This window comes from Cellulomonas sp. HD19AZ1 (assembly GCF_004535805.1).
Lineage (GTDB): Bacteria > Actinomycetota > Actinomycetes > Actinomycetales > Cellulomonadaceae > Cellulomonas > Cellulomonas iranensis.
Genome location: NZ_SPHX01000006.1, coordinates 337078 through 357486, shown reverse-complemented (window position 1 = coordinate 357486; position 20409 = coordinate 337078). Strand labels below are relative to the sequence as shown.

Annotated in this window: 20 protein-coding genes; 7 read left to right on the top strand and 13 right to left on the bottom strand. The window is 74.5% G+C overall.

The features are described from left to right. Positions 1–17 precede the first annotated feature (17 nt). From E4A51_RS14835 to E4A51_RS14820, 4 genes are all read left to right on the top strand, one after another. Complete coding sequence (locus tag E4A51_RS14835) at positions 18–1481, top strand: trehalose-6-phosphate synthase (RefSeq protein WP_167748930.1); 1464 nt, start codon at positions 18–20, stop codon at positions 1479–1481. Then, positions 1474–2271: a trehalose-phosphatase gene (gene otsB / locus E4A51_RS14830; protein ID WP_134852224.1), complete on the top strand. Its 798-nt coding sequence runs from the start codon at positions 1474–1476 to the stop codon at positions 2269–2271. The genes E4A51_RS14835 and otsB overlap by 8 nt, the downstream gene beginning before the upstream one ends. Positions 2272–2482: 211 nt before the next feature. After that, entirely contained in the window at positions 2483–3607 is a 1125-nt protein-coding gene (locus tag E4A51_RS14825; protein WP_046530085.1) for an ABC transporter ATP-binding protein, read from the top strand. A 116-nt stretch (positions 3608–3723) separates the two neighbouring features. Continuing rightward, positions 3724–5028, top strand: a complete 1305-nt coding sequence (locus tag E4A51_RS14820; RefSeq protein WP_046530084.1) for a DUF4032 domain-containing protein — start codon at positions 3724–3726, stop codon at positions 5026–5028. Between the two features lie 21 nt (positions 5029–5049). Here the strand turns inward: E4A51_RS14820 and rlmB are convergent, their stop codons facing one another. From rlmB to E4A51_RS14800, 4 genes are read right to left on the bottom strand one after another with little or no spacing between them, the layout of a single operon-like run. Further along, positions 5050–6051, bottom strand: coding sequence for a 23S rRNA (guanosine(2251)-2'-O)-methyltransferase RlmB (gene rlmB / locus E4A51_RS14815; RefSeq protein WP_134852223.1), 1002 nt, complete (start codon positions 6049–6051; stop codon positions 5050–5052). Continuing rightward, positions 6051–7490 (bottom strand): cysteine--tRNA ligase, encoded by a 1440-nt coding sequence (gene cysS / locus E4A51_RS14810; protein WP_134852222.1) that lies wholly within the window; start codon positions 7488–7490, stop codon positions 6051–6053. The genes rlmB and cysS overlap by 1 nt, the downstream gene beginning before the upstream one ends. A gap of 56 nt (positions 7491–7546) precedes the next feature. Next, positions 7547–8797 (bottom strand): alanine racemase, encoded by a 1251-nt coding sequence (locus E4A51_RS14805; protein ID WP_082739759.1) that lies wholly within the window; start codon positions 8795–8797, stop codon positions 7547–7549. Then, positions 8794–9495, bottom strand: a complete 702-nt coding sequence (locus tag E4A51_RS14800) for a TetR/AcrR family transcriptional regulator (RefSeq protein ID WP_134852221.1) — start codon at positions 9493–9495, stop codon at positions 8794–8796. The genes E4A51_RS14805 and E4A51_RS14800 overlap by 4 nt, the downstream gene beginning before the upstream one ends. Before the next feature lie 145 nt (positions 9496–9640). Here E4A51_RS14800 and E4A51_RS14795 point away from each other — a divergent pair, with 145 nt between their 5' ends. Continuing rightward, positions 9641–10981 (top strand): D-arabinono-1,4-lactone oxidase, encoded by a 1341-nt coding sequence (locus E4A51_RS14795; protein ID WP_070318872.1) that lies wholly within the window; start codon positions 9641–9643, stop codon positions 10979–10981. 20 nt (positions 10982–11001) lie between these two features. Here the strand turns inward: E4A51_RS14795 and E4A51_RS14790 are convergent, their stop codons facing one another. Together E4A51_RS14790 and E4A51_RS14785 are read right to left on the bottom strand one after the other, a co-directional pair. Then, complete coding sequence (locus E4A51_RS14790; RefSeq protein ID WP_134852220.1) at positions 11002–11274, bottom strand: hypothetical protein; 273 nt, start codon at positions 11272–11274, stop codon at positions 11002–11004. A gap of 130 nt (positions 11275–11404) precedes the next feature. Further along, positions 11405–12316, bottom strand: coding sequence for a LysR family transcriptional regulator (locus tag E4A51_RS14785; protein ID WP_070318870.1), 912 nt, complete (start codon positions 12314–12316; stop codon positions 11405–11407). Positions 12317–12388: 72 nt separating this feature from the next. On the opposite strand from E4A51_RS14785, the gene E4A51_RS14780 reads away from it, so the two are divergent. Next, complete coding sequence (locus tag E4A51_RS14780) at positions 12389–13318, top strand: EamA family transporter (protein WP_134852219.1); 930 nt, start codon at positions 12389–12391, stop codon at positions 13316–13318. Positions 13319–13338: 20 nt separating this feature from the next. On the opposite strand, the gene ispF is transcribed toward E4A51_RS14780, so the two are convergent. The 3 genes from ispF to E4A51_RS14765 all read right to left on the bottom strand — a co-directional run bounded on the left by ispF (position 13339) and on the right by E4A51_RS14765 (position 15141). Continuing rightward, a complete protein-coding gene (gene ispF, locus E4A51_RS14775; protein ID WP_070318868.1) occupies positions 13339–13827 on the bottom strand; it encodes a 2-C-methyl-D-erythritol 2,4-cyclodiphosphate synthase in 489 nt (162 codons plus the stop codon). Continuing rightward, positions 13824–14567 (bottom strand): 2-C-methyl-D-erythritol 4-phosphate cytidylyltransferase, encoded by a 744-nt coding sequence (gene ispD / locus E4A51_RS14770; RefSeq protein ID WP_134852218.1) that lies wholly within the window; start codon positions 14565–14567, stop codon positions 13824–13826. Before ispD ends, ispF begins: the two co-directional genes overlap by 4 nt. Positions 14568–14658: 91 nt before the next feature. Then, positions 14659–15141 (bottom strand): CarD family transcriptional regulator, encoded by a 483-nt coding sequence (locus E4A51_RS14765; RefSeq protein WP_046530074.1) that lies wholly within the window; start codon positions 15139–15141, stop codon positions 14659–14661. 356 nt (positions 15142–15497) lie between these two features. On the opposite strand from E4A51_RS14765, the gene E4A51_RS14760 reads away from it, so the two are divergent. Continuing rightward, entirely contained in the window at positions 15498–16070 is a 573-nt protein-coding gene (locus E4A51_RS14760; RefSeq protein WP_046530073.1) for a hypothetical protein, read from the top strand. Between the two features lie 76 nt (positions 16071–16146). On the opposite strand, the gene pstB is transcribed toward E4A51_RS14760, so the two are convergent. The 4 genes from pstB to pstS form a co-directional block, all read right to left on the bottom strand. Continuing rightward, positions 16147–16926 (bottom strand): phosphate ABC transporter ATP-binding protein PstB, encoded by a 780-nt coding sequence (gene pstB, locus E4A51_RS14755; RefSeq protein WP_046530072.1) that lies wholly within the window; start codon positions 16924–16926, stop codon positions 16147–16149. 38 nt (positions 16927–16964) lie between these two features. Then, the gene (gene pstA / locus E4A51_RS14750) at positions 16965–18023 is read right to left on the bottom strand and encodes a phosphate ABC transporter permease PstA (RefSeq protein WP_046530071.1); all 1059 of its coding nucleotides are present in this window, start codon (positions 18021–18023) and stop codon (positions 16965–16967) included. Next, positions 18023–19027 carry a phosphate ABC transporter permease subunit PstC gene (gene pstC / locus E4A51_RS14745; RefSeq protein WP_046530070.1) on the bottom strand — a complete coding sequence of 335 codons (1005 nt, stop codon included), beginning with the start codon at positions 19025–19027 and terminating at the stop codon, positions 18023–18025. The genes pstA and pstC overlap by 1 nt, the downstream gene beginning before the upstream one ends. A gap of 133 nt (positions 19028–19160) precedes the next feature. Then, complete coding sequence (pstS, locus tag E4A51_RS14740) at positions 19161–20291, bottom strand: phosphate ABC transporter substrate-binding protein PstS (RefSeq protein WP_070318866.1); 1131 nt, start codon at positions 20289–20291, stop codon at positions 19161–19163. Between the last annotated feature and the right edge of the window lie 118 nt (positions 20292–20409).

Below are 20409 nucleotides of genomic sequence, written 5' to 3'. Positions count from 1 at the left end.
ATAGGACGACTAGGGTCATGGCGAACCTCGAGGAGTTGATGTCGTTGCCCACCGACACCCCGCAGGACGGCTACGACCTGGTCGTCGTCGCGAACCGGCTGCCCGTCGACGTGAGCCTGGACGACGACGGCGCGCCGAGCTGGACCCGCTCCCCCGGCGGCCTCGTCACGGCGCTCGCGCCCGTGATGGCGAAGGCCGACGGCGCGTGGGTCGGCTGGGGCGGGTCGCCCGGCCTGGAGCTCGACCCGTTCGACGTGGACGGCACGCAGCTCGTGCCCGTGACGCTCACGGAGGACGACGTCGAGCGGTACTACGAGGGCTTCTCGAACGACACGCTCTGGCCGCTCTACCACGACGTCATCGCGCCGCCCACGTTCCACCGGCAGTGGTGGGACGCGTACCAGCGCGTCAACCGCCGGTTCGCCGAGGCCGCCGCGCGCGACGCGTCGCCCGGCGCGACGGTGTGGGTGCACGACTACCAGCTCCAGCTCGTCCCGGCGTACCTGCGCGAGCTGCGGCCCGACCTGCGGATCGGCTACTTCCACCACATCCCGTTCCCGCCGCTCGAGATCTTCGCGCAGCTGCCGTGGCGGCGGCAGGTCGTCGAGGGGCTGCTCGGCGCGGACCTGCTGGGCTTCCAGCGCGCGGGCGACGCCGCGAACTTCGTGCGCGTCGTGCGCCGCGTCACCGACCTGACGACCCGCGGCCAGACCGTCACCGTCGACGAGGGCACCGACGCGCAGCGCGTCGTGCGGGCGGCCGCGTTCCCGATCTCGATCGACTCGCGCGCGTTCGACGCGCTGGCCCGCACGCCCGAGGTGCAGGAGCGTGCGCGGGAGATCCGCCGCGAGCTCGGCGACCCCGAGCACCTGCTGCTGGGCGTCGACCGGCTCGACTACACCAAGGGCATCCGGCACCGCATCAAGGCGTACGGCGAGCTCCTCGAGGACGGCCGGCTGTCCCCCACCGACACCGTGCTCGTGCAGGTCGCGAGCCCGAGCCGCGAGAACGTCGGCGCCTACCAGCAGCTGCGCGACGAGGTCGAGCTGCTCGTGGGCCGCATCAACGGCGACCACGGGCAGGTCGGGCACACGCCCGTGCAGTACCTGCACCAGTCGTTCCCGATGGAGGAGATGGCGGCGCTGTACCTCGCGGCCGACGTCATGCTCGTCACCGCGCTGCGCGACGGCATGAACCTCGTGGCCAAGGAGTACGTGGCGGCACGGTCCGACGACCGCGGCGCGCTCGTGCTCAGCGAGTTCACGGGCGCCGCCGACGAGCTGAGCGGCGCCGTGCTCGTCAACCCGCACGACATCGACGGCATGAAGGACAGGATCGTCGCCGCCGTGCACCTCGACGCGCGCGAGTCCCGCAAGCGCATGCGCCAGCTGCGGCGGCGCGTCCTGAGCCACGACGTCGCGGCGTGGTCCGACGAGTTCCTCGCGGCGCTGACCGCGATGCCCGGGAGCAGCCGTGGCTGACACGACCACCGACCCCACCACCGACCTCACGACCCGTCTCACGGCGCTCGCCGCGGACCCGGCGGCGCGCCCGCTGCTCGTCGCGCTCGACTTCGACGGCACGCTCGCACCGCTGCAGGACGACCCGTCGGCGTCGCGCATCCTGCCCGCGGGCGTCGAGGTCCTCGCGGCGCTCGCCGCGCTCGACGGCGTCGTGCTGGCCCTCGTCTCGGGGCGCGCCATGGGCGACCTGCACGCGCTCGCGCAGGTCCCGCCGGGCACGTACCTCATCGGCAGCCACGGCGCCGAGCGCGCCCGCGTCACGCAGTTCGGGCTGGACCGGGACGTCGTCGAGCTGACGCACGAGCAGGCCGACCGGCTCGCGGCGCTCGGCGCGCGCACGGCCGCGGTCGCGCGCGGGCGTGACGGCGTGTGGGTCGAGACCAAGCCGACGGCCGTCGTGGTGCACACGCGCCTGGCCGAGCGCGACGTCGCGGACGCCGCCGAGGCCGAGGCCGTCGCGCTCGGCGGCGAGCTGGGCGTGGGCACGATGCACGGCAAGGACGTCGTCGAGCTGTCGGTGCTGCCGGCGGACAAGGGCACGGCGCTGCAGGCGCTGCGCCACGAGCTCGGCGCACCGGTCGTGCTGTACGCCGGCGACGACGTGACCGACGAGCACGCGTTCGCGGCGCTCGACGCCGACGACGTGACGGTCAAGGTCGGCCCGGGCGACACCGTCGCGCGCTTCCGCGTGGCCGACCCGGAGGCCGCCGTCGCGGCCCTCGCGACGTTGCGCGACGCGCTCGTCTGACCCGTGCCCGCCGGGCCGACGGTCCCGCCGGCCGGCCCCGTGACCTGTGCCATACTGGCGCCGCGACCGAGGACGGTCTTGACCGTCCTCGATCCGTGTCAGCGGAGACACAGAGGGCTCGGCAGGCCCGCGTACCCCCGCGGACCTGCGTTGACACTCTTCACGACGGATCGTCCGGCACGTACCTGCCGGTGAAGGGATTGGCACAGCCATGGCTACGGTCACGTTCGACCACGCGACCCGGATCTACCCGGGAACGGAGCGCCCCGCGGTGGACGCGCTCAACCTGCACATCGAGGACGGCGAGTTCCTCGTCCTCGTCGGCCCCTCGGGCTGCGGCAAGTCGACCTCGCTCCGCATGCTCGCGGGCCTCGAGGACGTCAACGCCGGGCGCATCCTCATCGGCGACCGCGACGTCACCGACGTGCAGCCCAAGGACCGCGACATCGCGATGGTCTTCCAGAACTACGCCCTGTACCCCCACATGACCGTGGCGGACAACATGGGCTTCGCGCTCAAGATCGCCGGCACCCCCAAGGCCGAGATCCGCACGCGCGTCGAGGAGGCCGCGAAGATCCTCGACCTCACCCAGTACCTGGACCGCAAGCCGAAGGCCCTCTCGGGTGGTCAGCGTCAGCGCGTCGCCATGGGCCGCGCGATCGTCCGCTCGCCCCAGGTCTTCCTCATGGACGAGCCGCTGTCGAACCTCGACGCCAAGCTCCGCGTCCAGACCCGTACGCAGATCGCGTCGCTCACGCGCCGCCTCGGCGTCACGACCGTCTACGTCACGCACGACCAGGTCGAGGCCCTGACCATGGGCGACCGCATCGCGGTCCTCAAGGACGGCATCCTCCAGCAGGTCGACACGCCGCGTGCGCTGTACGACACGCCCGCCAACGTGTTCGTCGCCGGCTTCATCGGCTCGCCCGCCATGAACATCGGCACGTTCCCCGTGCTCGAGGGTGCGGCGTCCGTCGGCTCGTCGCGTCTCGCGCTGCCGCGCGAGGTCGTGGGCCGTCTCACGGACGACGACAAGGGCCACATCACGGTCGGCTTCCGCCCCGAGTCGCTCGACACGGTGCCGCAGGGCACGCAGGACTCGTTCCCGGTCGTCGTGAACCTCGTCGAGGAGCTCGGCTCGGACGCGTACGTGTACGGCGCGCTCACCAACGAGTTCGGTGCGGCCGCCGCGGTGCACTCGGGCGCCGGCGACGCGCAGATCATCGTGCGCGTCGACCCCCGCTCGGTCCCGAAGATCGGCGACACGATCTACGTCCGGATCCGCCCCAACGAGCAGCACCTGTTCCACGCGGGCTCCGGCGAGCGCATCGCCTGACACCCAGCAGCGCACGCACCGAGGCGGGTCCGGTCGACCGGGCCCGCCTCGGGCGTTCCACGCGACGGTCACGGTCCCCGCACGGACCCCGCCGCCCCACCTGAGAGGATCGAGCCATGAGCGGAACGGCGCAGCGCCTGCAGATCACGGCGGCGAACCCGGACCCCGCGCTGCTCGACCTGCCGTGGGACGTGCCGCTCGAGGACTGGCCCACCGAGATGCTCGCGGCCCTGCCGCGCGGCATCTCGCGGCACATCGTGCGGTTCGCGCGGCTCTCGGGGCGGGTCATCGCGATCAAGGAGATCGGCGAGACCGTCGCGTACCGCGAGTACGAGCTGCTGCGCCAGCTGCGCAAGCTCGAGGTGCCGAGCGTCGAGCCCGTCGGCGTCATCACGGGTCGCCGCTCGCCCGACGGCGAGCCGCTCGAGGCCGTGCTCATCACGCAGCACCTGCAGTTCTCGCTGCCGTACCGCGCGCTGTTCAGCCAGGCGCTGCGACCCGACACCGCGACGCGCCTCATCGACGCGCTCGCCGTGCTGCTGGTCCGCCTGCACCTCGCGGGCTTCTACTGGGGCGACGTGTCGCTGTCGAACACGCTGTTCCGCCGCGACGCCGAGACGTTCGCCGCGTACCTCGTGGACGCCGAGACCGGCGACCTGCACGACCGGCTCAGCCCGGGGCAGCGCGCGTACGACCTCGAGGTCGCGCGCGTCAACATCATCGGCGAGCTCATGGACCTGCAGGCCGGCGAGTTCCTCGACGAGGACGAGGACGTCGTCGCGATCGGCGAGGCGCTCGTGGTCCGGTACGACGAGCTGTGGCGCGCGCTCACCGAGGTCGAGGCGTTCGGCTACGGCGAGCGCTGGCGCGTGCAGGCACGCATCGACCGGCTCAACGACCTCGGCTTCGACGTCGGCGAGCTCGACATCACGACCGACCTCGACGGCACGACCGTCCGCATCCAGCCCAAGGTCGTCGACGCCGGGCACCACTCGCGTCGCCTCATGCGCCTGACGGGCCTCGACGTGCAGGAGAACCAGGCCCGCCGCCTGCTCAACGACCTCGACGAGTACCGCGCCGCGACCGACCGGCAGGCCGACGACGAGGCGTTCGTCGCGCACGACTGGCTGACCGACATCTTCGAGCCCGCGGTGCGCAGCGTGCCGCGCGAGCTGCGCCGCAAGCTCGAGCCCGCGCAGATCTACCACGAGCTGCTCGACCACCGCTGGTACCTGTCGCAGCAGGAGGACCGCGACGTGCCGATGACGGAGGTCGCCGCGAGCTACGTGCGGCACATCCTGCCGAGCCGGCCCGACGAGCAGGCCGTCCTGGGCACGCGCGCCGAGGACCTGCGCGACGGCGAGACGGGCGAGACCCCGCGCGTCGACGACGATCTGGACCCCGACCGGCTCATCGGCTGACGCCGGCCGGGGCGGGGCGCGTCAGGCGCGCTGGCGCGCGACCTCGTACAGCGCGATCCCGGCGGCGACGCCCGCGTTGAGCGACTCGACGGCCGACGCGATGGGGATCGACGCGATCGCGTCGCACTGCTCGCGCACGAGCCGCGACAGGCCCTTGCCCTCGGAGCCGACGACGAGCACGAGCGGGTCCGTCGCGAACGGCAGCTCACCCAGCGGCACGTCGCCGCCCGCGTCGAGGCCGACGACGAACACGCCCGCGGCGCGCAGGTCCTGCAGCGCGCGCGTCAGGTTGGTCGCGCGTGCGACGGGCACGCGCGCGGCGGCACCGGCCGACACCTTCCACGCCGACGCGGTCACACCGGCCGCGCGCCGCTCGGGCACGAGCACGCCGTGCGCACCGAACGCCCCCGCCGAGCGCAGGACCGCGCCGAGGTTGCGCGGGTCGGTCACGCCGTCGAGCGCGACGATCAGCGGCGCGGTCTGCGACGCCTCCGCGGTGTCGAGCAGGTCGTCGGGGTCGAGGTACTCGTACGGCGGCACCTGGATCGCGACGCCCTGGTGGACCGCGCCGTCGGTGAGCCGGTCGAGCTCGGCGCGGCTGACCTCGAGCAGCGGGTACCCCGCGTCCGCGGCGATCGACACGATCTCCTTGGTGCGGTCGTCCGCCTCGAGCCGCGACGCGACGTAGACGGTCGACACCGGGATCCCGGCGCGGAGCGCCTCGAGGACCGAGTTGCGCCCGCCCACGATCTCGTGGGTCGAGGACGTCCGGCCGCCCTTGCGCCCGGCGGCCGAGCGGGCGGCACCCGCCGACGGTCGTCCGGACGTCCCACGCCCACCTGTCGCGCCCTTGTCGGCCGCGACCTTGCGCTTGTGCGCCACGTGGTACGGGCGGTCCTCGGCCTTGGGCGTGGGCCCCTTGCCCTCGAGCGCGCGGCGGCTGTGCCCGCCCGTCCCGACGCGTGCGCCCTTCTTGGTCCCCGCCTTGCGGGTCGCGCCGCGGCGCTGCGAGTTGCCGGCCATCAGTCCTCCGTCGTGTCGGTCACGGGTGCCGCGAGCGTCCAGCGCGCACCCGTCGGTGAGTCCTCGACGACGACGCCCGCCGCCGTCAGCCGGTCGCGGATCGCGTCGGCGGCGGCCCAGTCGCGCGCGGCACGGGCCGAGGCGCGCGCGTCGAGCTCGGCGCGCACGAGCGCGTCGAGGGCGCGCGCCGTGCGGTCGTCGCCGCCGGTGGTGGCCCACTGCGGCGACCCGGGGTCGAGACCCAGCACGTCGAGCATGCCCCGCAGCGCGACCATCGCGTCGCGCGCGGCGGCGTCGTCGCCCGCGGCGAGCGCGGTGTTGCCCGCCCGCAGGGTCTCGTGCACGACCGCGAGCGCGGCCGGCACGTTGAGGTCGTCGTCGAGCGCGGCGCCGAAGGCCGCGGGCAGCGCCGCGGTCGCGACCTCCGCGGCCGGCACGGCCCCGACCCGCTCGGTCGCGCGCTGCACGAACCCGGCCAGGCGGTCCCACGTGGCGGCCGCCTCGGTGAGCGTGTCGTCCGTCCACTCGAGCATCGAGCGGTACTGCACGGCGGTCAGCGCGTACCGGACCACCGCCGCAGGCGCCTTCTCGAGCACGGCGCTGACCAGCAGCCCGTTGCCCAGGGACTTGCTCATCTTGGCGCCACCCTGCGTGACCCAGCCGTTGTGCAGCCAGTGGCGCGCGAACCCGTAGCCGGCCGCCCGGGACTGCGCCTGCTCGTTCTCGTGGTGCGGGAACCGCAGGTCCAGGCCGCCGCCGTGGATGTCGAACGTCTCGCCGAGGTAGCGGTGCGCCATCGCCGAGCACTCGAGGTGCCAGCCGGGGCGGCCGCGGCCGAAGGGCGTGTCCCACGCCGCGGTCGCGGGCTCGCCGGGCTTCGGCGCCTTCCACAGCGCGAAGTCGTGCGGGTCGCGCTTGCCGGAGCCCGCGTCGTCCGGCACGTCGGTCATGTCGTCGACGCGCTGGTTGGTCAGCGAGCCGTAGTCCGACCACGACCGCACGTCGAAGTACACGTCGCCCGGACCCGCCACGTACGCGTGCCCGCGCTCGACGAGCCGCTCCATGAGCGCGAGCATCGCCGGCACGTGCCCGGTGGCGCGCGGCTCGTAGTCGGGCGGCAGGACGCCGAGCGCGTCGTACGCGGACGTGAAGGCGCGCTCGTTGGTCAGCGCCCACGCCCACCACTCGTGCCCGGCCGCGGCGGCCTTGGCGAGGATCTTGTCGTCGATGTCGGTGACGTTGCGGACCAGCGTCACGCGCTGCCCCTGCCGCCGCAGCCACCGCACGAGCACGTCGAACGCGACGGCGGAGCGCACGTGCCCCACGTGCGGTGGTGACTGCACCGTGGCACCGCACAGGTAGATGCCGACCCGGCCCTCGACGAGGGGGACGAAGTCACGCACCGCCTGGGTGCCGCTGTCGAACAGCCGCAGAGTCACCCGCCCAGGCTACCGGCGCGGGACCCCCGCGACCGACCCGGACCTGCGCGGCGACGTCAGCCGACGCAGACGCCCTCGCCCCGGTAGGTGGGGACGGTGGCCGCCACGCGGTCGCCGCGCACCAGGTGGACCTCGGCGAACCGCTCCATGACCTCGCCGGCCTTGGCGTGCCGGAACCACACGCGGTCGCCGACGCGCAGGTCCGCACGGGCGGGCACCCGGAGCGGGGTCTGGACCTCGCCGGCCCCCTCGCGCGGCGCGAGGCGCAGCCCCTCGGGCCACACGGGCCGCGGCAGGCGCGTCGGCGTCGCCGGGCCGGACGCGACGTAGCCGCCGCCGAAGACGGTGGCCCACCCGTCGCCCGGGATGCGCACGACGTCGAGACCCACGTACGCGGCGGGCCGCGGGCGGAACGCGCGGTACCCGTCGAAGAGCGTGGGCACGAACAGCCCCGAACCGGCCGTCACCTCGGTGACCGCCGGGGCCGACGCGCTCACCTCGATCGAGCCCGTGCCGCCGGAGTTCACGAGCGCGAGCGGCCGGCCGAGCGCGTCGGTGACCGCGTCGACGACGGCGGCGCGCCGCACGGCGAGCTCGCGCACCGACGCGGCCTTGACGAGCCGGACCGCGAGCGACGTGTCGGGCAGGCCTGCCACCTGGGCCTCGTAGAACATCACGCCGCGCACCTCGAGCCCGCCGCGGGCCTGCACGGCGGTGGCGAGCGCGGCGGCCTGCGCCGGGGTGCGGACCGGCGAGCGACGCACGCCGAGGTGCACGGCGAGCGGCCCGCGCCCCACGCGCAGGGACGCGTCGACGTCGAGGCACACGCGCAGCGTCCGGTCGTGGCGGCGCGCGGCGGACGCGAGCAGGTCAGCCTGCGCGGTGTCGTCGACCATGAACGTCACGGCGGCAGCGGCGTCGGCGTCGGCCGCGATCGCGTCGATCGCGACGGTGTCGACCGTGGGGTAGCCGAGCAGGACGTCCCGGACGCCGCGGCCGACGAGCCAGCGCGCCTCGGCGGCCGCGTACGCCATCACGCCCGCGAACCCGGGGCGGGCGAGCACCTGCTCGAGCACGTGCCGGACCCGCACGGACTTGCTGGCGACGCGGACGGGCACGCCGCCCGCGCGCCGCACGACGTCGGCGGCGTTGGCCTCGAGCGCGTCGAGGTCGACCACCACGAGCGGCCCCGGACGCCCCGTCGTCGCGGCGTCGAGGCGCTGCCCCACGGTGCGTCCCGCCGGGTCGGCGCCACCGCCGGACGGGGCGGGGGCGGCGGCCGGGGGACGCACGGGGGTCGACGTCATGCCAGGGACGCTACCCCTGACGGTGCGACGGGCGACGGGAGGCGGGGTGTGTCGGCGTCGCTCTCGGGCGCGTCGCGCGTCTCGCCGAGCAGCGCGGACTCGTCGACCGGCACCGCGAGCGTCGCGAGGTGCTCGGCGAACAGCCGCAGGCCCTGGTACCCGGCGTCGTCGTCACCGTCGACGAGCCACGCGAGCGAGAACCCGTCGACCGCCGCGATGATCGACCGCGCGATGAGGTGCCGCGGCACGCGCCACACGATGCTGCCTGCGCGCTCGACCTCCTCGAGGAAGTGCTCGGCGACCGCCCAGCTGTACGTGTACTGGTCGACGCCGACCTGGCGGAGCTCGGGGTGCCGCAGCGACGTCGTCGTCAGCTCGTACGTGAGCAGCTGCGGGCCGCGCGTCGCGCGGATGTTGTCCCACACGGTGTCGAGGACACCCATGATCAGGTCGGCGACGGGAGCGGACTCGGGCATCTGAGCCTCGCCGCGCGCGGTGTTGCGCAACGTGATCGTGTGCGCCATCGCGCGCAGGAGCTCGTCCTTGTCACGGAAGCAGTAGTGGACGACCCCGAGCGAGACACCTGCCTCGGCGGCGACGGCGCGGACGGTCGCACCGTCGACCCCGTCACGGCACGCGACGACCAGCGCCGCCTCGATGAGCTGCTCGCGTCGCTCGGCGACCGGTAGACGGTTCATGGTTCCTCCTCGCGGCGACGACCGGCGCACCCCCCCGGGCGCCGTGACGTCACTCTTCCCGAGGATAATCTCATCGGCCGTCATGACGTTAGTCAAGGGTCTCACACACTTGACTTGGACGGCCGCCCAATCCCATGCTCGCAGGATGGGGGGACACGCGCCCGGCAGCACCGGGCCGGAGCGCTGGCGCAACTGGGCGCGCACCGAGAGCGCCGTGCCGCGGCGGGTCACCCGGCCGCGCGACCTGGACGAGCTGGTCGCCGAGGTCGTCGCCGCCACCGCGTCGGGCGAGCGGCTGCGCGCCGTGGGCGCGGGGCACTCGTTCTCGGGCGCCGCCGTGACCGACGGCGTCCACGTGCACCTCGACGCGCTGGCCCGGTTCGAGCGCGTCACGCCACGGCCCGACGGCACCACGCACGTGACCGTGGGCGCAGGCATGCGCCTGCACGCCCTCAACCGCGGGCTCGCCGCCCGCGGCCTGGCGATGCGCAACCTCGGCGACATCGACCGCCAGTCGGTCGCGGGCGCGATCAGCACCGGCACGCACGGCACGGGCGCGCGTCTCGGCGGGCTCCCGACGCAGGTCGTCGGGCTGCGCGTCGTGACGGCCGCGGGCGACGTGGTCGAGGCGTCGCGCACGCACGAGCCGGAGCTGTTCGAGCTCGCGCGGCTCGGGCTGGGCACGGCGGGGGTGCTCGCGGCCGTCACGCTCGAGGTCGTGCCGGCGTACCGGCTGCTGGCGCGCGAGGAGGCCATGCCGCTGCCCGCGGTGCTCGAGGGGCTCGACGACCTGGTCGACGGGCACGACCACTTCGAGTTCTTCTGGTTCCCGCACACGGCGACGACGCTCACCAAACGCAACGACGTCACGGACGACGTCGACCGCCCCCTGCCGACGTGGCGCCACGTGCTCGACGACGAGCTGCTCGCGAACGTGGCGTTCGGCGCCGCGCAGGAGGTCGCGACCCGCAGCCGACGCCTGACCCCGGCCCTCAACCGGTTCCAGACCGCGGGGCTGCCGCCCCGCACGTACACCGCCGCGTCGCACGAGGTGCTCGTGTCGCCGCGGCGCGTCCGGTTCCGGGAGGCCGAGTACGCCGTGCCCCGCGAGTCCGTGCGGGACGTCGTGCACGAGCTCGCGGCGTGGTTCCGCGCGACCGGGGCGCACGTGCCCTTCCCGCTCGAGGTGCGGTTCGCGGCCGCGGACGACGTGTGGCTGTCGACGGCGCACGGCCGCGAGACGGCCTACGTCGCGGTCCAGCAGTACCACCGGCTGCCGCACCGCCGGTACTTCGACGCGGCCGAGCGGATCGTCGCGGCCGTCGGCGGGCGCCCGCACTGGGGCAAGATGCACGGGCTCGACCACGGGACGCTCGCGTCGCTGTACCCGCGGCTGGCGGACGCGAACCGGGTCCGCGCGCGCGTCGACCCGGCGGGGACGTTCCGCAACGCGTACGTCGACCGCGTGCTCGGCCCCGCGCACTGACCGCGCACCCCGCGAGGGGATCAGCCTCCGACGCGGGGCAGCGCACCCGTGACGGGCGGCCACACCGGCGGCAGGTCCGTCGGCGGCTCGAGCGCGACCGTGGGGCGCGCGCGCTCGTCGACCTGCTGGAGGCCCGCGAACGTGGCGCGGAGGGTCTCGAGCGAGACCCGGTCGCGCTGCCGCACCGGCAGCCCGGGGACGCGCTGGGGCAGACCGCGCGGACCGAGCGCCGGCACGGTGCTGCCGGGTGCGGGCGCGGCGGTGCGCCCGTCGTCCGTCGATGGCACTGTCACGGCGTCGGACCGTACCGGTGATTCGCCCGGTTCGCGACGAGCCCCGCGACCCCTGCCGCACCACGGCCGGGGTCCGCGTGCCGAGGTTCACCCGCCCGGGTGGAAGCGTGTCCACATCCTGACACCGCGGTCAGGACGTGGACGCGGCGACGTCCGCGGCGAGCGCTCGCAGCTCGGTGAGCACGCGCTGCACCGCGACCCGGCGCGCACGGTCCGGGCGCAGCAGCACCTCGACCAGGCGACCCGCGCGCACGTCGCGCAGCGGCAGCAGCCGCAGCCCGGAACCCGGCCCCGCGCGCGTCGTGAAGCGCGGCAGCAGGCTCACGCCGTGCCCCGCGGCGACGAGCGCCTCGACGACGTGGAAGTCGTTGATGCGGTGCACGACCCGCGGCTCGACGCCCGTGCGCACGGTCAGCTCGTCGAGGACGCGCGCGACCGGGAACCCCTCCCGCACGGCGATCCAGGGCAGGTCGACCAGGTCCCCGGGTGCGACCGACCCGCCGGCCGCCAGCGGGTGGTCGGACGGCACGGCCACGTCGAGCGGCTCGCGCAGGAGCGGCTCGACCACGACGTCGGCCCCCCACCCGACGCCGCCGTCGGGCCGGTGCGCGACCACGAGGTCGAACCGGTCGGTCAACGCGACGAACCGGTCCTGCGCGACGTCCTCGTCCGCGCACTCGACCGTCACTCCCCCGAGCGCGGCGACGCGGCCCAGGAGGCCCGGGAGCAGGAGCTCGGCGCCGCTCGAGAACGCGCTGACGGTCACGGTCCCGCCGGGGCTCGCCACGAACGCGTCGCACGCGGCACGCGCGCGCTCGAGCGCGACGGCGACGTCGAGAGCGGCGTCCGCGAGCGCGTGGCCCGCGGGGGTGAGGCGCACGCCGCGACCCGCGCGCTCCGTGAGGGCGACGCCGACCTCGCGCTGCAGCGTCGCGAGCTGCTGGGACACGGCGGACGGCGTGAGGTGCCGCACCGCCGCGGCCGCGGTGACGCCGCCGTGCGCGCGCACCGCCCGCAGCGTCGAGAGAGCGGACGGATCCATGCAGTGACGCTACATCGTCGCTGCAGGTCTTTTCGATGGTGCTGCACGGTCGAGCCCCGCAGACTCGACCGCGTGCCGCTCCGTCACCGCCTGCTCGCCGCCCTCGTCGCCGTCACCTGGGGCCTCAACTTCGTCGCGATCCACCTCTCGCTCCAGCAGTTCCCGCCGTTCCTGCTCGTGGCGCTGCGGTTCGCGGTCATCGCCGTCCCCACGGTCCTGCTGGTCCCCCGGCCGCGCGTCGCGTGGCGCTGGGTGCTGGGCTACGGGCTCGGCTTCGGCGTGCTGCAGTTCCTGTTCCTCTACCTCGCCATGGACACCGGCATGCCGACCGGTCTCGCGTCGCTCGTGCTGCAGTCCTCGGCGCCGTTCACCGTGCTCCTGGCGGCCGCGCTGCTGCGCGAGCGCCTCAGCCCGCGGCAGGGCCTGGGCGTCTTGGTCGCCGTGCTGGGGCTCGGCGGCATCGCGGTGCACCGCGCCGGGCTGGACGGCGGCGCGACCCTGCTGCCCGTCGTCCTCACGCTCTGCGGCGGCCTCGGCTGGGCGCTCGGCAACCTCGCCAACCGCCAGGCCCGCACCGACGCGCCCTTCCGCCTCGTGCTGTGGATGTCGGTCGTGCCCCCGCTGCCGATGCTCGCGGTCTCGCTCCTGGTCGAGGGCCCGGACGCCGTGGCCGCGTCGTTCCGGGGCCTCACGTCGCCCACCGGACTCGCCGCCCTCGGCGGCCTCGCGTACACCGTGCTCGTCGCGACGCTCGTCGGCACGGGCCTGTGGACGTGGCTCATGACGCGCCACCCGTCGAGCGTCGTCGCACCGTTCTCGATGCTCGTCCCCGTCGTCGGGATCGCGGCGTCGTGGCTCGTGCTGCGCGAGGCCGTGCCGCCCGTCGAGCTCGCGCTCGGCGCCGTCGTGGTCGGCGGCGTGCTGCTCGGGTCGGCGCCCGCGCGTCGCCGTCCCGCACCGCAGGACGCGCCCACGCCGGTCCCGGCGGCCACCGCCGGCTAGCGGGCGGCGCCCGCGGGACGTCAGTCGGTCCCGAGCGAGACGAGCGCCGTCGCGATCGCCGCGACCCCCTCGCCGCGGCCCGTCAGGCCCAGCGCGTCGGTCGTCGTCGCGGACACCGTCACGGGCGCGCCGCACGCCATCGACAGCACGGCCTGCGCCTCGACGCGACGCGGGCCGAGCTTCGGCCGGTTGCCGATCACCTGCACCGCGACGTTGCCCAGCGTGAAGCCCGCCGCCCGGACGCGCCGCGCCGTCTCCGCGAGCAGCGCCGCACCGGACGCCCCCGCCCACCGCGGGTCGGACGTGCCGAACTGCGCCCCGAGGTCGCCCAGCCCGGCGGCCGAGAGCAGCGCGTCGGCCGCCGCGTGCGCCGCGACGTCCGCGTCGGAGTGCCCCGCGAGCGGCCGCTCCCCGGGCCACTCGAGGCCCGCGAGGTGCAGCACCGCGTCGGGCGCAGGGTCGGGGTCGTAGGCGTGCACGTCGACGCCGATGCCGGTGCGGAGGTTCACGCGAGCGCTCCCGTCGTCAGGGCCTGCGCGACCAGCAGGTCGCGGGCCGTCGTCACCTTCGCCGCGCGCTCGTCGCCCGGCACCACCCACACCGCGACGCCCGTCGCCTCGACGAGCCCCGCGTCGTCCGACGCGGCGGTCGCCTCGGACGCGCCGCGCCCGGTGCCCACCGCGTGCGCGCGCTCGAGCACGTCACGGTCGAAGCCCTGCGGCGTCTGCACGGCCACGAGGTCCGCACGCGGCACGGTCTCGACCACGGGCCGCCCGCGCTCGTCGCCCTGGCCGACCCGCTTGACGGTGTCGACCACCGGGAGCCCCGGCACGACGGCGACGTGCCCCGCGCGCACCGCGTCGGCGACCCGCGCCACCAGGTCCGCCGGGACGAAGGGGCGCGCGGCGTCGTGCACCAGCACGACGTCGACGTCGTCGGTGAGCTCCGCGAGACCCGCCGCGACCGACTCCTGACGCGTGCGCCCGCCCCCGACGACGTCGAGCCGGACCTCGGCCGCGGCCGCGTCGACCACGTCGTCGAGCAGCGCCGCGACCACGTCGAGATGCGCCTCGGGCGCCGAGACGACCAGCTGGGAGACGGCGGCACCGTCCGCCGTGCGCGCCGCGAGCAGGGCGCGGGCGGCGTGGACCACGAGGGGTTCGCCAGACACGGGCACGAGCGCCTTGGGCAGCGTGTGCCCGAGGCGCGTGCCGCTCCCGGCGGCGGTGAGGACGGCGGCGATGGTCATGTGCGCATCGTGCCCCGTGCGGCGGGGCGCACGGGTCCCCGACACAGCAGACGGCCCGGGCGGCGTGCACCCGGACCGTCGTGCGTGCGGATCAGGAGGCGAGGACCTCGTCGAGGATGGCCTCGGCCTTGTCCTCCTCGGTCTTCTCGGCGAGCGCGAGCTCCGAGACGAGGATCTGGCGGGCCTTGGCGAGCATGCGCTTCTCACCGGCCGACAGGCCACGGTCGGCGTCGCGCCGCGACAGGTCGCGCACGACCTCCGCGACCTTGATGACGTCGCCCGACTGGAGCTTCTCGAGGTTGGCCTTGTAGCGCCGCGACCAGTTGGTGGGCTCCTCGGTGTACGGGGCGCGCAGCACCTCGAACACGCGGTCCAAGCCCTCCTGGCCGACGACGTCGCGAACACCGACGAGGTCGACGTTCTCCGCCGGAACCTCGATGGTCAGGTCACCGTGCGCGACCTTGAGCTTGAGGTAGATCTTCTCCTCGCCCCGGATGGTCCGGCTCTTGATCTCCTCGATCTTGGCTGCACCGTGGTGCGGGTAGACGACGGTCTCCCCAACAGTGAAAGTCATCTGCAGGTGTCCCCTTTCGCAGACGTGTATGGTATCACGCCGGATTGCCGTGATTTCCGGCGCTTCCCGGGCGTCCGCCCAGGTCAGAGGCTCGTCACCCGCCCGTCGCACGCAGTTCGCGCGACGGCCGCGCACGCCCCGGCACGCCGCGACGGCGCCCGCGGGGCCCGGCGCGCGACCGTCGCAGGACCCGCGCACGACCCCCGCAGCACCCGCCCGGCACCCGCCGGCACCCCCGCAGGGGCGCGCCACGGGTAGGCTGACCTGCGGCTCCCCGCGCTACCACACGCGCGTGGGTGCTGGTCGTGACCACCGTCCCACCCCGCCCCCGCGCGCGAGACCGAGCAGGAGCCCTCGTGACCCGCCTCCGCCCCCGCACCGCCCGGACCGCCGCCGGTCTGGCGGCCGCCGCCGTCCTCGCGCTGAGCGGCTGCTCGGCCACCAACCCGATCGCGACGATCGCGGACTACCAGCCGTCCGACGGCGTCGCGACCACGGTCGGCGACGTGCGCGTGCTCAACATGATCGTCGTCGCGCAGGCCGAGGGGCAGCCCGGCACGCTCACCGGTGCGCTGGCCAACGGCTCGTCGCAGGACGAGACCGTCACGCTCACGATCGCCGGCGAGGAGGTCCGCGTGCCCGTCGCCGCGTCGACCACCGTGCTGCTCGGCGCCCCCGACGCGCCCCCGCGGTACGAGACGGCCGACGTCGAGGTCGCCGCCGTCGACGCCGCCCCCGGCGGGCTGACGACCGTCACGGTCGCGACCGCGTCGAGCGGCTCCGTGCAGCTCCAGGTGCCCGTGCTGAACGACAAGCTGCCCGAGTACCAGGCGCTGCTCCCCGACACCACCGCGACGTCGACCGCCACCCCCGCCGCCACGCGCGACGCGTCGCAGCCGTCCGGCCAGGAGGGCGACGAGGAGGGCTGACGCCCCCCGACCCCGCACCACGCACGACGGGCCGACCACCGCGCGGTGGTCGGCCCGTCGTGCGTGCGGGGACGGCTCAGCCGAAGCGGCCCGAGATGTAGTCCTCGGTGGCCTGCTCGCGCGGCGACGAGAACATCGTCGCGGTGTCGTCCATCTCGATGAGCCTGCCCGGCTTGCCGGTGCCCGCGATGTTGAAGAACGCCGTGCGGTCGGAGACGCGCGCGGCCTGCTGCATGTTGTGCGTGACGATGACGATCGTGTACTCCGACTTGAGCTCGGCGATGAGGTCCTCGATCGCGAGCGTCGAGATCGGGTCGAGCGCCGAGCACGGCTCGTCCATGAGCAGCACCTGCGGCTTCACGGCGATCGCGCGCGCGATGCACAGCCGCTGCTGCTGCCCGCCCGACAGGCTCGACCCCGGGCGCGCGAGGCGGTCCTTGACCTCGTTCCACAGGTTCGCGCCGCGCAGCGACCGCTCGACGAGGTCCTGCTGGTCGCCCTTCGACATGCGGCGGTTGTTGAGGCGCACGCCCGCGAGCACGTTGTCCGCGATCGACATCGTCGGGAACGGGTTGGGGCGCTGGAAGACCATGCCGATCTGCCGGCGCACCGTCACCGGGTCGACGTCGGTGCCGTACAGGTCCTGGCCGTCCATGAGCGCCTTGCCCTGCACGCGCGCACCGGGGATGACCTCGTGCATGCGGTTGAGGGTGCGCAGGAACGTCGACTTGCCGCAGCCGGACGGGCCGATGAGCGCCGTGGCCTGCCGGGCCTCGATCGTCATGTTGACGCCCTCGACGGCGAGGAAGTCGCCGTAGAAGACGTCGAGGTCGGAGACGTCGATCCGCTTGGACATGGGGAGGGTCCTTCCTTCGGGTCGGAGCGGGCCCGCGGTCAGCGGGCGCCCTTCGGGGCGAACCAGCGGCTGACGAGCCGGGCCACGAGGTTGAGGAGCATGACGATGAGGATGAGCGTGAGCGCCGCGGCCCAGGCCCGGTCGATGCCGGTGCCGCCCTGCTCGTACTGGCGGTACGCGAACACGGGGAGGGTCGCCATGCGGCCGTCGAACAGGTCCCAGTTGACCTGGGTCACCAGGCCGACGGTCAGCAGGAGCGGCGCGGTCTCGCCGATGACGCGGGCGACCGCGAGCATGACGCCCGTGACGATGCCCGCCGCGGCGGTGCGCAGCACGACCTTGACGATCGTCAGCCACTTCGGGACGCCCAGCGCGTACGACGCCTCGCGCAGCTCGTTGGGCACGAGGCGCAGCATCTCCTCGACCGAGCGGATGACGACCGGCGTCATGAGCAGCGCGAGCGCGACGGCCCCCATGACGCCCGCGCGGTACGCGGGGCCGAAGACCAGCGTGAACAGCGCGAACGCGAACAGGCCGGCGACGATCGACGGGATGCCCGTCATGACGTCGACGAGGAACGTGATGGCCCGCGCGAGCGGACCGCGCCCGTACTCCACGAGGTAGATCGCCGTGAGCAGGCCGATCGGCACCGAGATCACCGCCGCGGCGAGCGTCACCATGAGCGTGCCGACGACCGCGTGCCGGATGCCGCCGTCGGTCATGTCGCCGAAGATCCCGACCATGTCGGTCGTGAGGAACGACCAGCTGAACGACGTCGAGCCGCGCGTGAGCACCAGCAGCAGGAGCGAGACCAGCGGGATCAGCGCGAGCAGGAACGAGCCCGTCACGAGCGTCGTCGCGAGCCGGTCGGCGGCGCGGCGCGGCCCCTCGACCACGCGCGAGGTGATGCTCAGCGACAGCACGTACAGCGCCGCGCCGAGCGCGACGACGCCGGGCACGCCCGGCGTCCCGGCGACCAGCAGCACGAGGAACGCGAGGACCAGCGCACCGCCCGCGAACCCCCACGGGGCCCACGACGGCAGCCGCCGGTACGTGGCGTCGGCGAGCAGCCCGGCGGGGGCGACGTCGGCGGTCATCAGTTGGCTCCCGAGAACTCGGCGCGCCGCGCGATGATCCAGCGCGCGGCGAAGTTGACGGCGAACGTCACGACGAACAGCGCGAGACCCGTCGCGATGAGCGCGCTGACGCTCAGGCCGCTCGACTCGGGGAACTTCGAGGCGATGTTCGCGGCGATGGTCTGGTGCTGCCCCGGCTTCAGCAGGAAGAACGAGTAGAGGAACCCGGGCGAGATGACCATGAGCACGGCCATCGTCTCGCCGAGCGCGCGCCCCAGGCCGAGCATCGCGGCGCTGATGACGCCCGAGCGGCCGAACGGCAGCACGGCCATGCGCACCATCTCCCAGCGCGTCGCGCCGAGCGCGAGCGACGCCTCCTCGTGCAGGCGCGGGGTCTGCAGGAACACCTCGCGCGAGACGGCCGTGATGATCGGCAGGATCATGACGGCGAGCACGACCGACGCCGACAGCACGTTCTTGGCCGGCGCCTGGTAGCCCTCGAAGAGCGGGACGAACCCGAGCGTCGACGACAGCCACGTGAACACCGGGTCGAGCTGCCCGATGAGCCACAGCGCGCCCCACAGGCCGTAGACGACCGACGGGATCGCCGCGAGCAGGTCGATGAGGTAGCCCAGGCCCTGCGCGAGCCGGCGCGGCGCGTAGTGCGAGATGAACAGCGCGATGCCGATCGACACGGGCACCGCGAGCAGCAGCGCCAGCACCGAGGCCAGCAGCGTGCCGAAGACGAGCGGCCCGACGTACGCGGCGACCGAGGACGCGTTGAACCACGAGATCGCCTCGAGGTCCTCGGACGACGCCGTGAGGGCCGGCCACGCCTCCATGACGAGGAAGACGGCGACCGCGGCGAGCGTCACGAGGATGAGGACGCCGGCGCCCGTGGACAGGCCCGCGAAGACGCGGCTCGCGACGCGTCCGGTCGAGGCGGCGCGCACGGCGGCGCCCGCGTCGGCGGGCGCCTGCGGGTCGGCGCCCCGCTGCGGGGGTGTGCTGGTGGTGACGGCCACGGCTGCTCCGGGTGTGGTCCGCAGGGGCGGGGAGGGTGGGGCGGTGCTCAGGGGCGGTGCGGGCACGCCCCCGCCCCGGGGCCGGCGACGGGCCGGTCCCCGGGGCGGGTGCGCGCTGCGGTCATCCGTGCGGTCAGCTCGCGACCGTGATGGCGTCGATCGCGGCCTGCACCTTGGTGCGCAGGTCGTCCGAGATCGGCGCGGAGCCCGCGACGCTCGGGTCGGCCGCGCGCTCCTGGCCCTCCGGGCTCGCGACGTAGGACAGGTACGCCTTGACGTTGTTCGCGTCCGACTCGGAGTCGTACGTCGAGCAGGCGATCGAGTACGACACCAGGACGAGCGGGTAGGCGCCCTTCTCGGTGGTCGTGCGGTCGAGCTCGACGACCAGGCGCTTGTCGGTGGCGTCCGCCGCGGCGGGCGACGCGTCGACGACCTTCGCGGCGGCCTCGGCCGAGAACGGCACGTACTCGTCGCCGACCTTCAGCGCGACCGTGCCCAGGTCGCCGGCGCGCGACGCGTCGGCGTAGCCGATCGCGCCCTCGGCGCCCGAGACCGTGTCGATCATGCCCTGCGTGCCCTTGCCGGACTGCCCGCCGGACAGCGGCCAGTCGCCCGAGGCCTCGTGCGGCCAGGCGCCGTCCGACGCCGCCGCGAGGTACTCCGTGAAGTTCTCGGTCGTGCCCGACTCGTCGTTGCGGTTGACCGGGATGATGCCCGTCGACGGCAGCGTGACGTCGGGGTTCTCCGCGGCGATCGCCGGGTCGTCCCACGTCGTGATCTCGCGGTTGAAGATCTTCGCGATCGTCGCCGCCGAGAGCTGCAGGTGCTCGGTGTCGAGGTCGGGCAGGTTGTACACGACCGCGATCGGGCTGATGTAGAGCGGGAGCTCGAGGGCCTCGCCGCCGAAGCAGCGCTCGGTGGCCTTCTCGATCTCCTCCGGCTTGAGCGCGGCGTCCGAGCCGGCGAACTGCACGCCGCCCGAGAGGAACTGCTCGCGGCCGCCGCCCGAGCCCGCGGCGTCGTAGCTGACGGCCACGTCGGGGTACGTGTCGTTGAAGCCGGCGATCCAGCCGGCCACGGCCTTCTCCTGCGACGAGGCGCCCGCACCGGCGAGCGAGCCGCTCAGCTCGGCCGCGGAGCCACCGCCGGCGCCCGACGTCTCACCCGGCTCCGCCGAGGAGGTCGAGGAGCACGCGGCGAGCGCGAGGGCGAGCACGCCCGTGAGGGCGACCGCACCGAAACGCTTGTGGGGGGTGAGCTTCACTGTGTCCCGTCCTGTCGGTCCGCGCGCACCGGTCGGTGCGCGGCCGACGCCGACGGTAGGGGCGGCAGGTGACCGCACCGGCGGTGCTCGGTGAACCCCGGGTGAACGGTGGTCGACC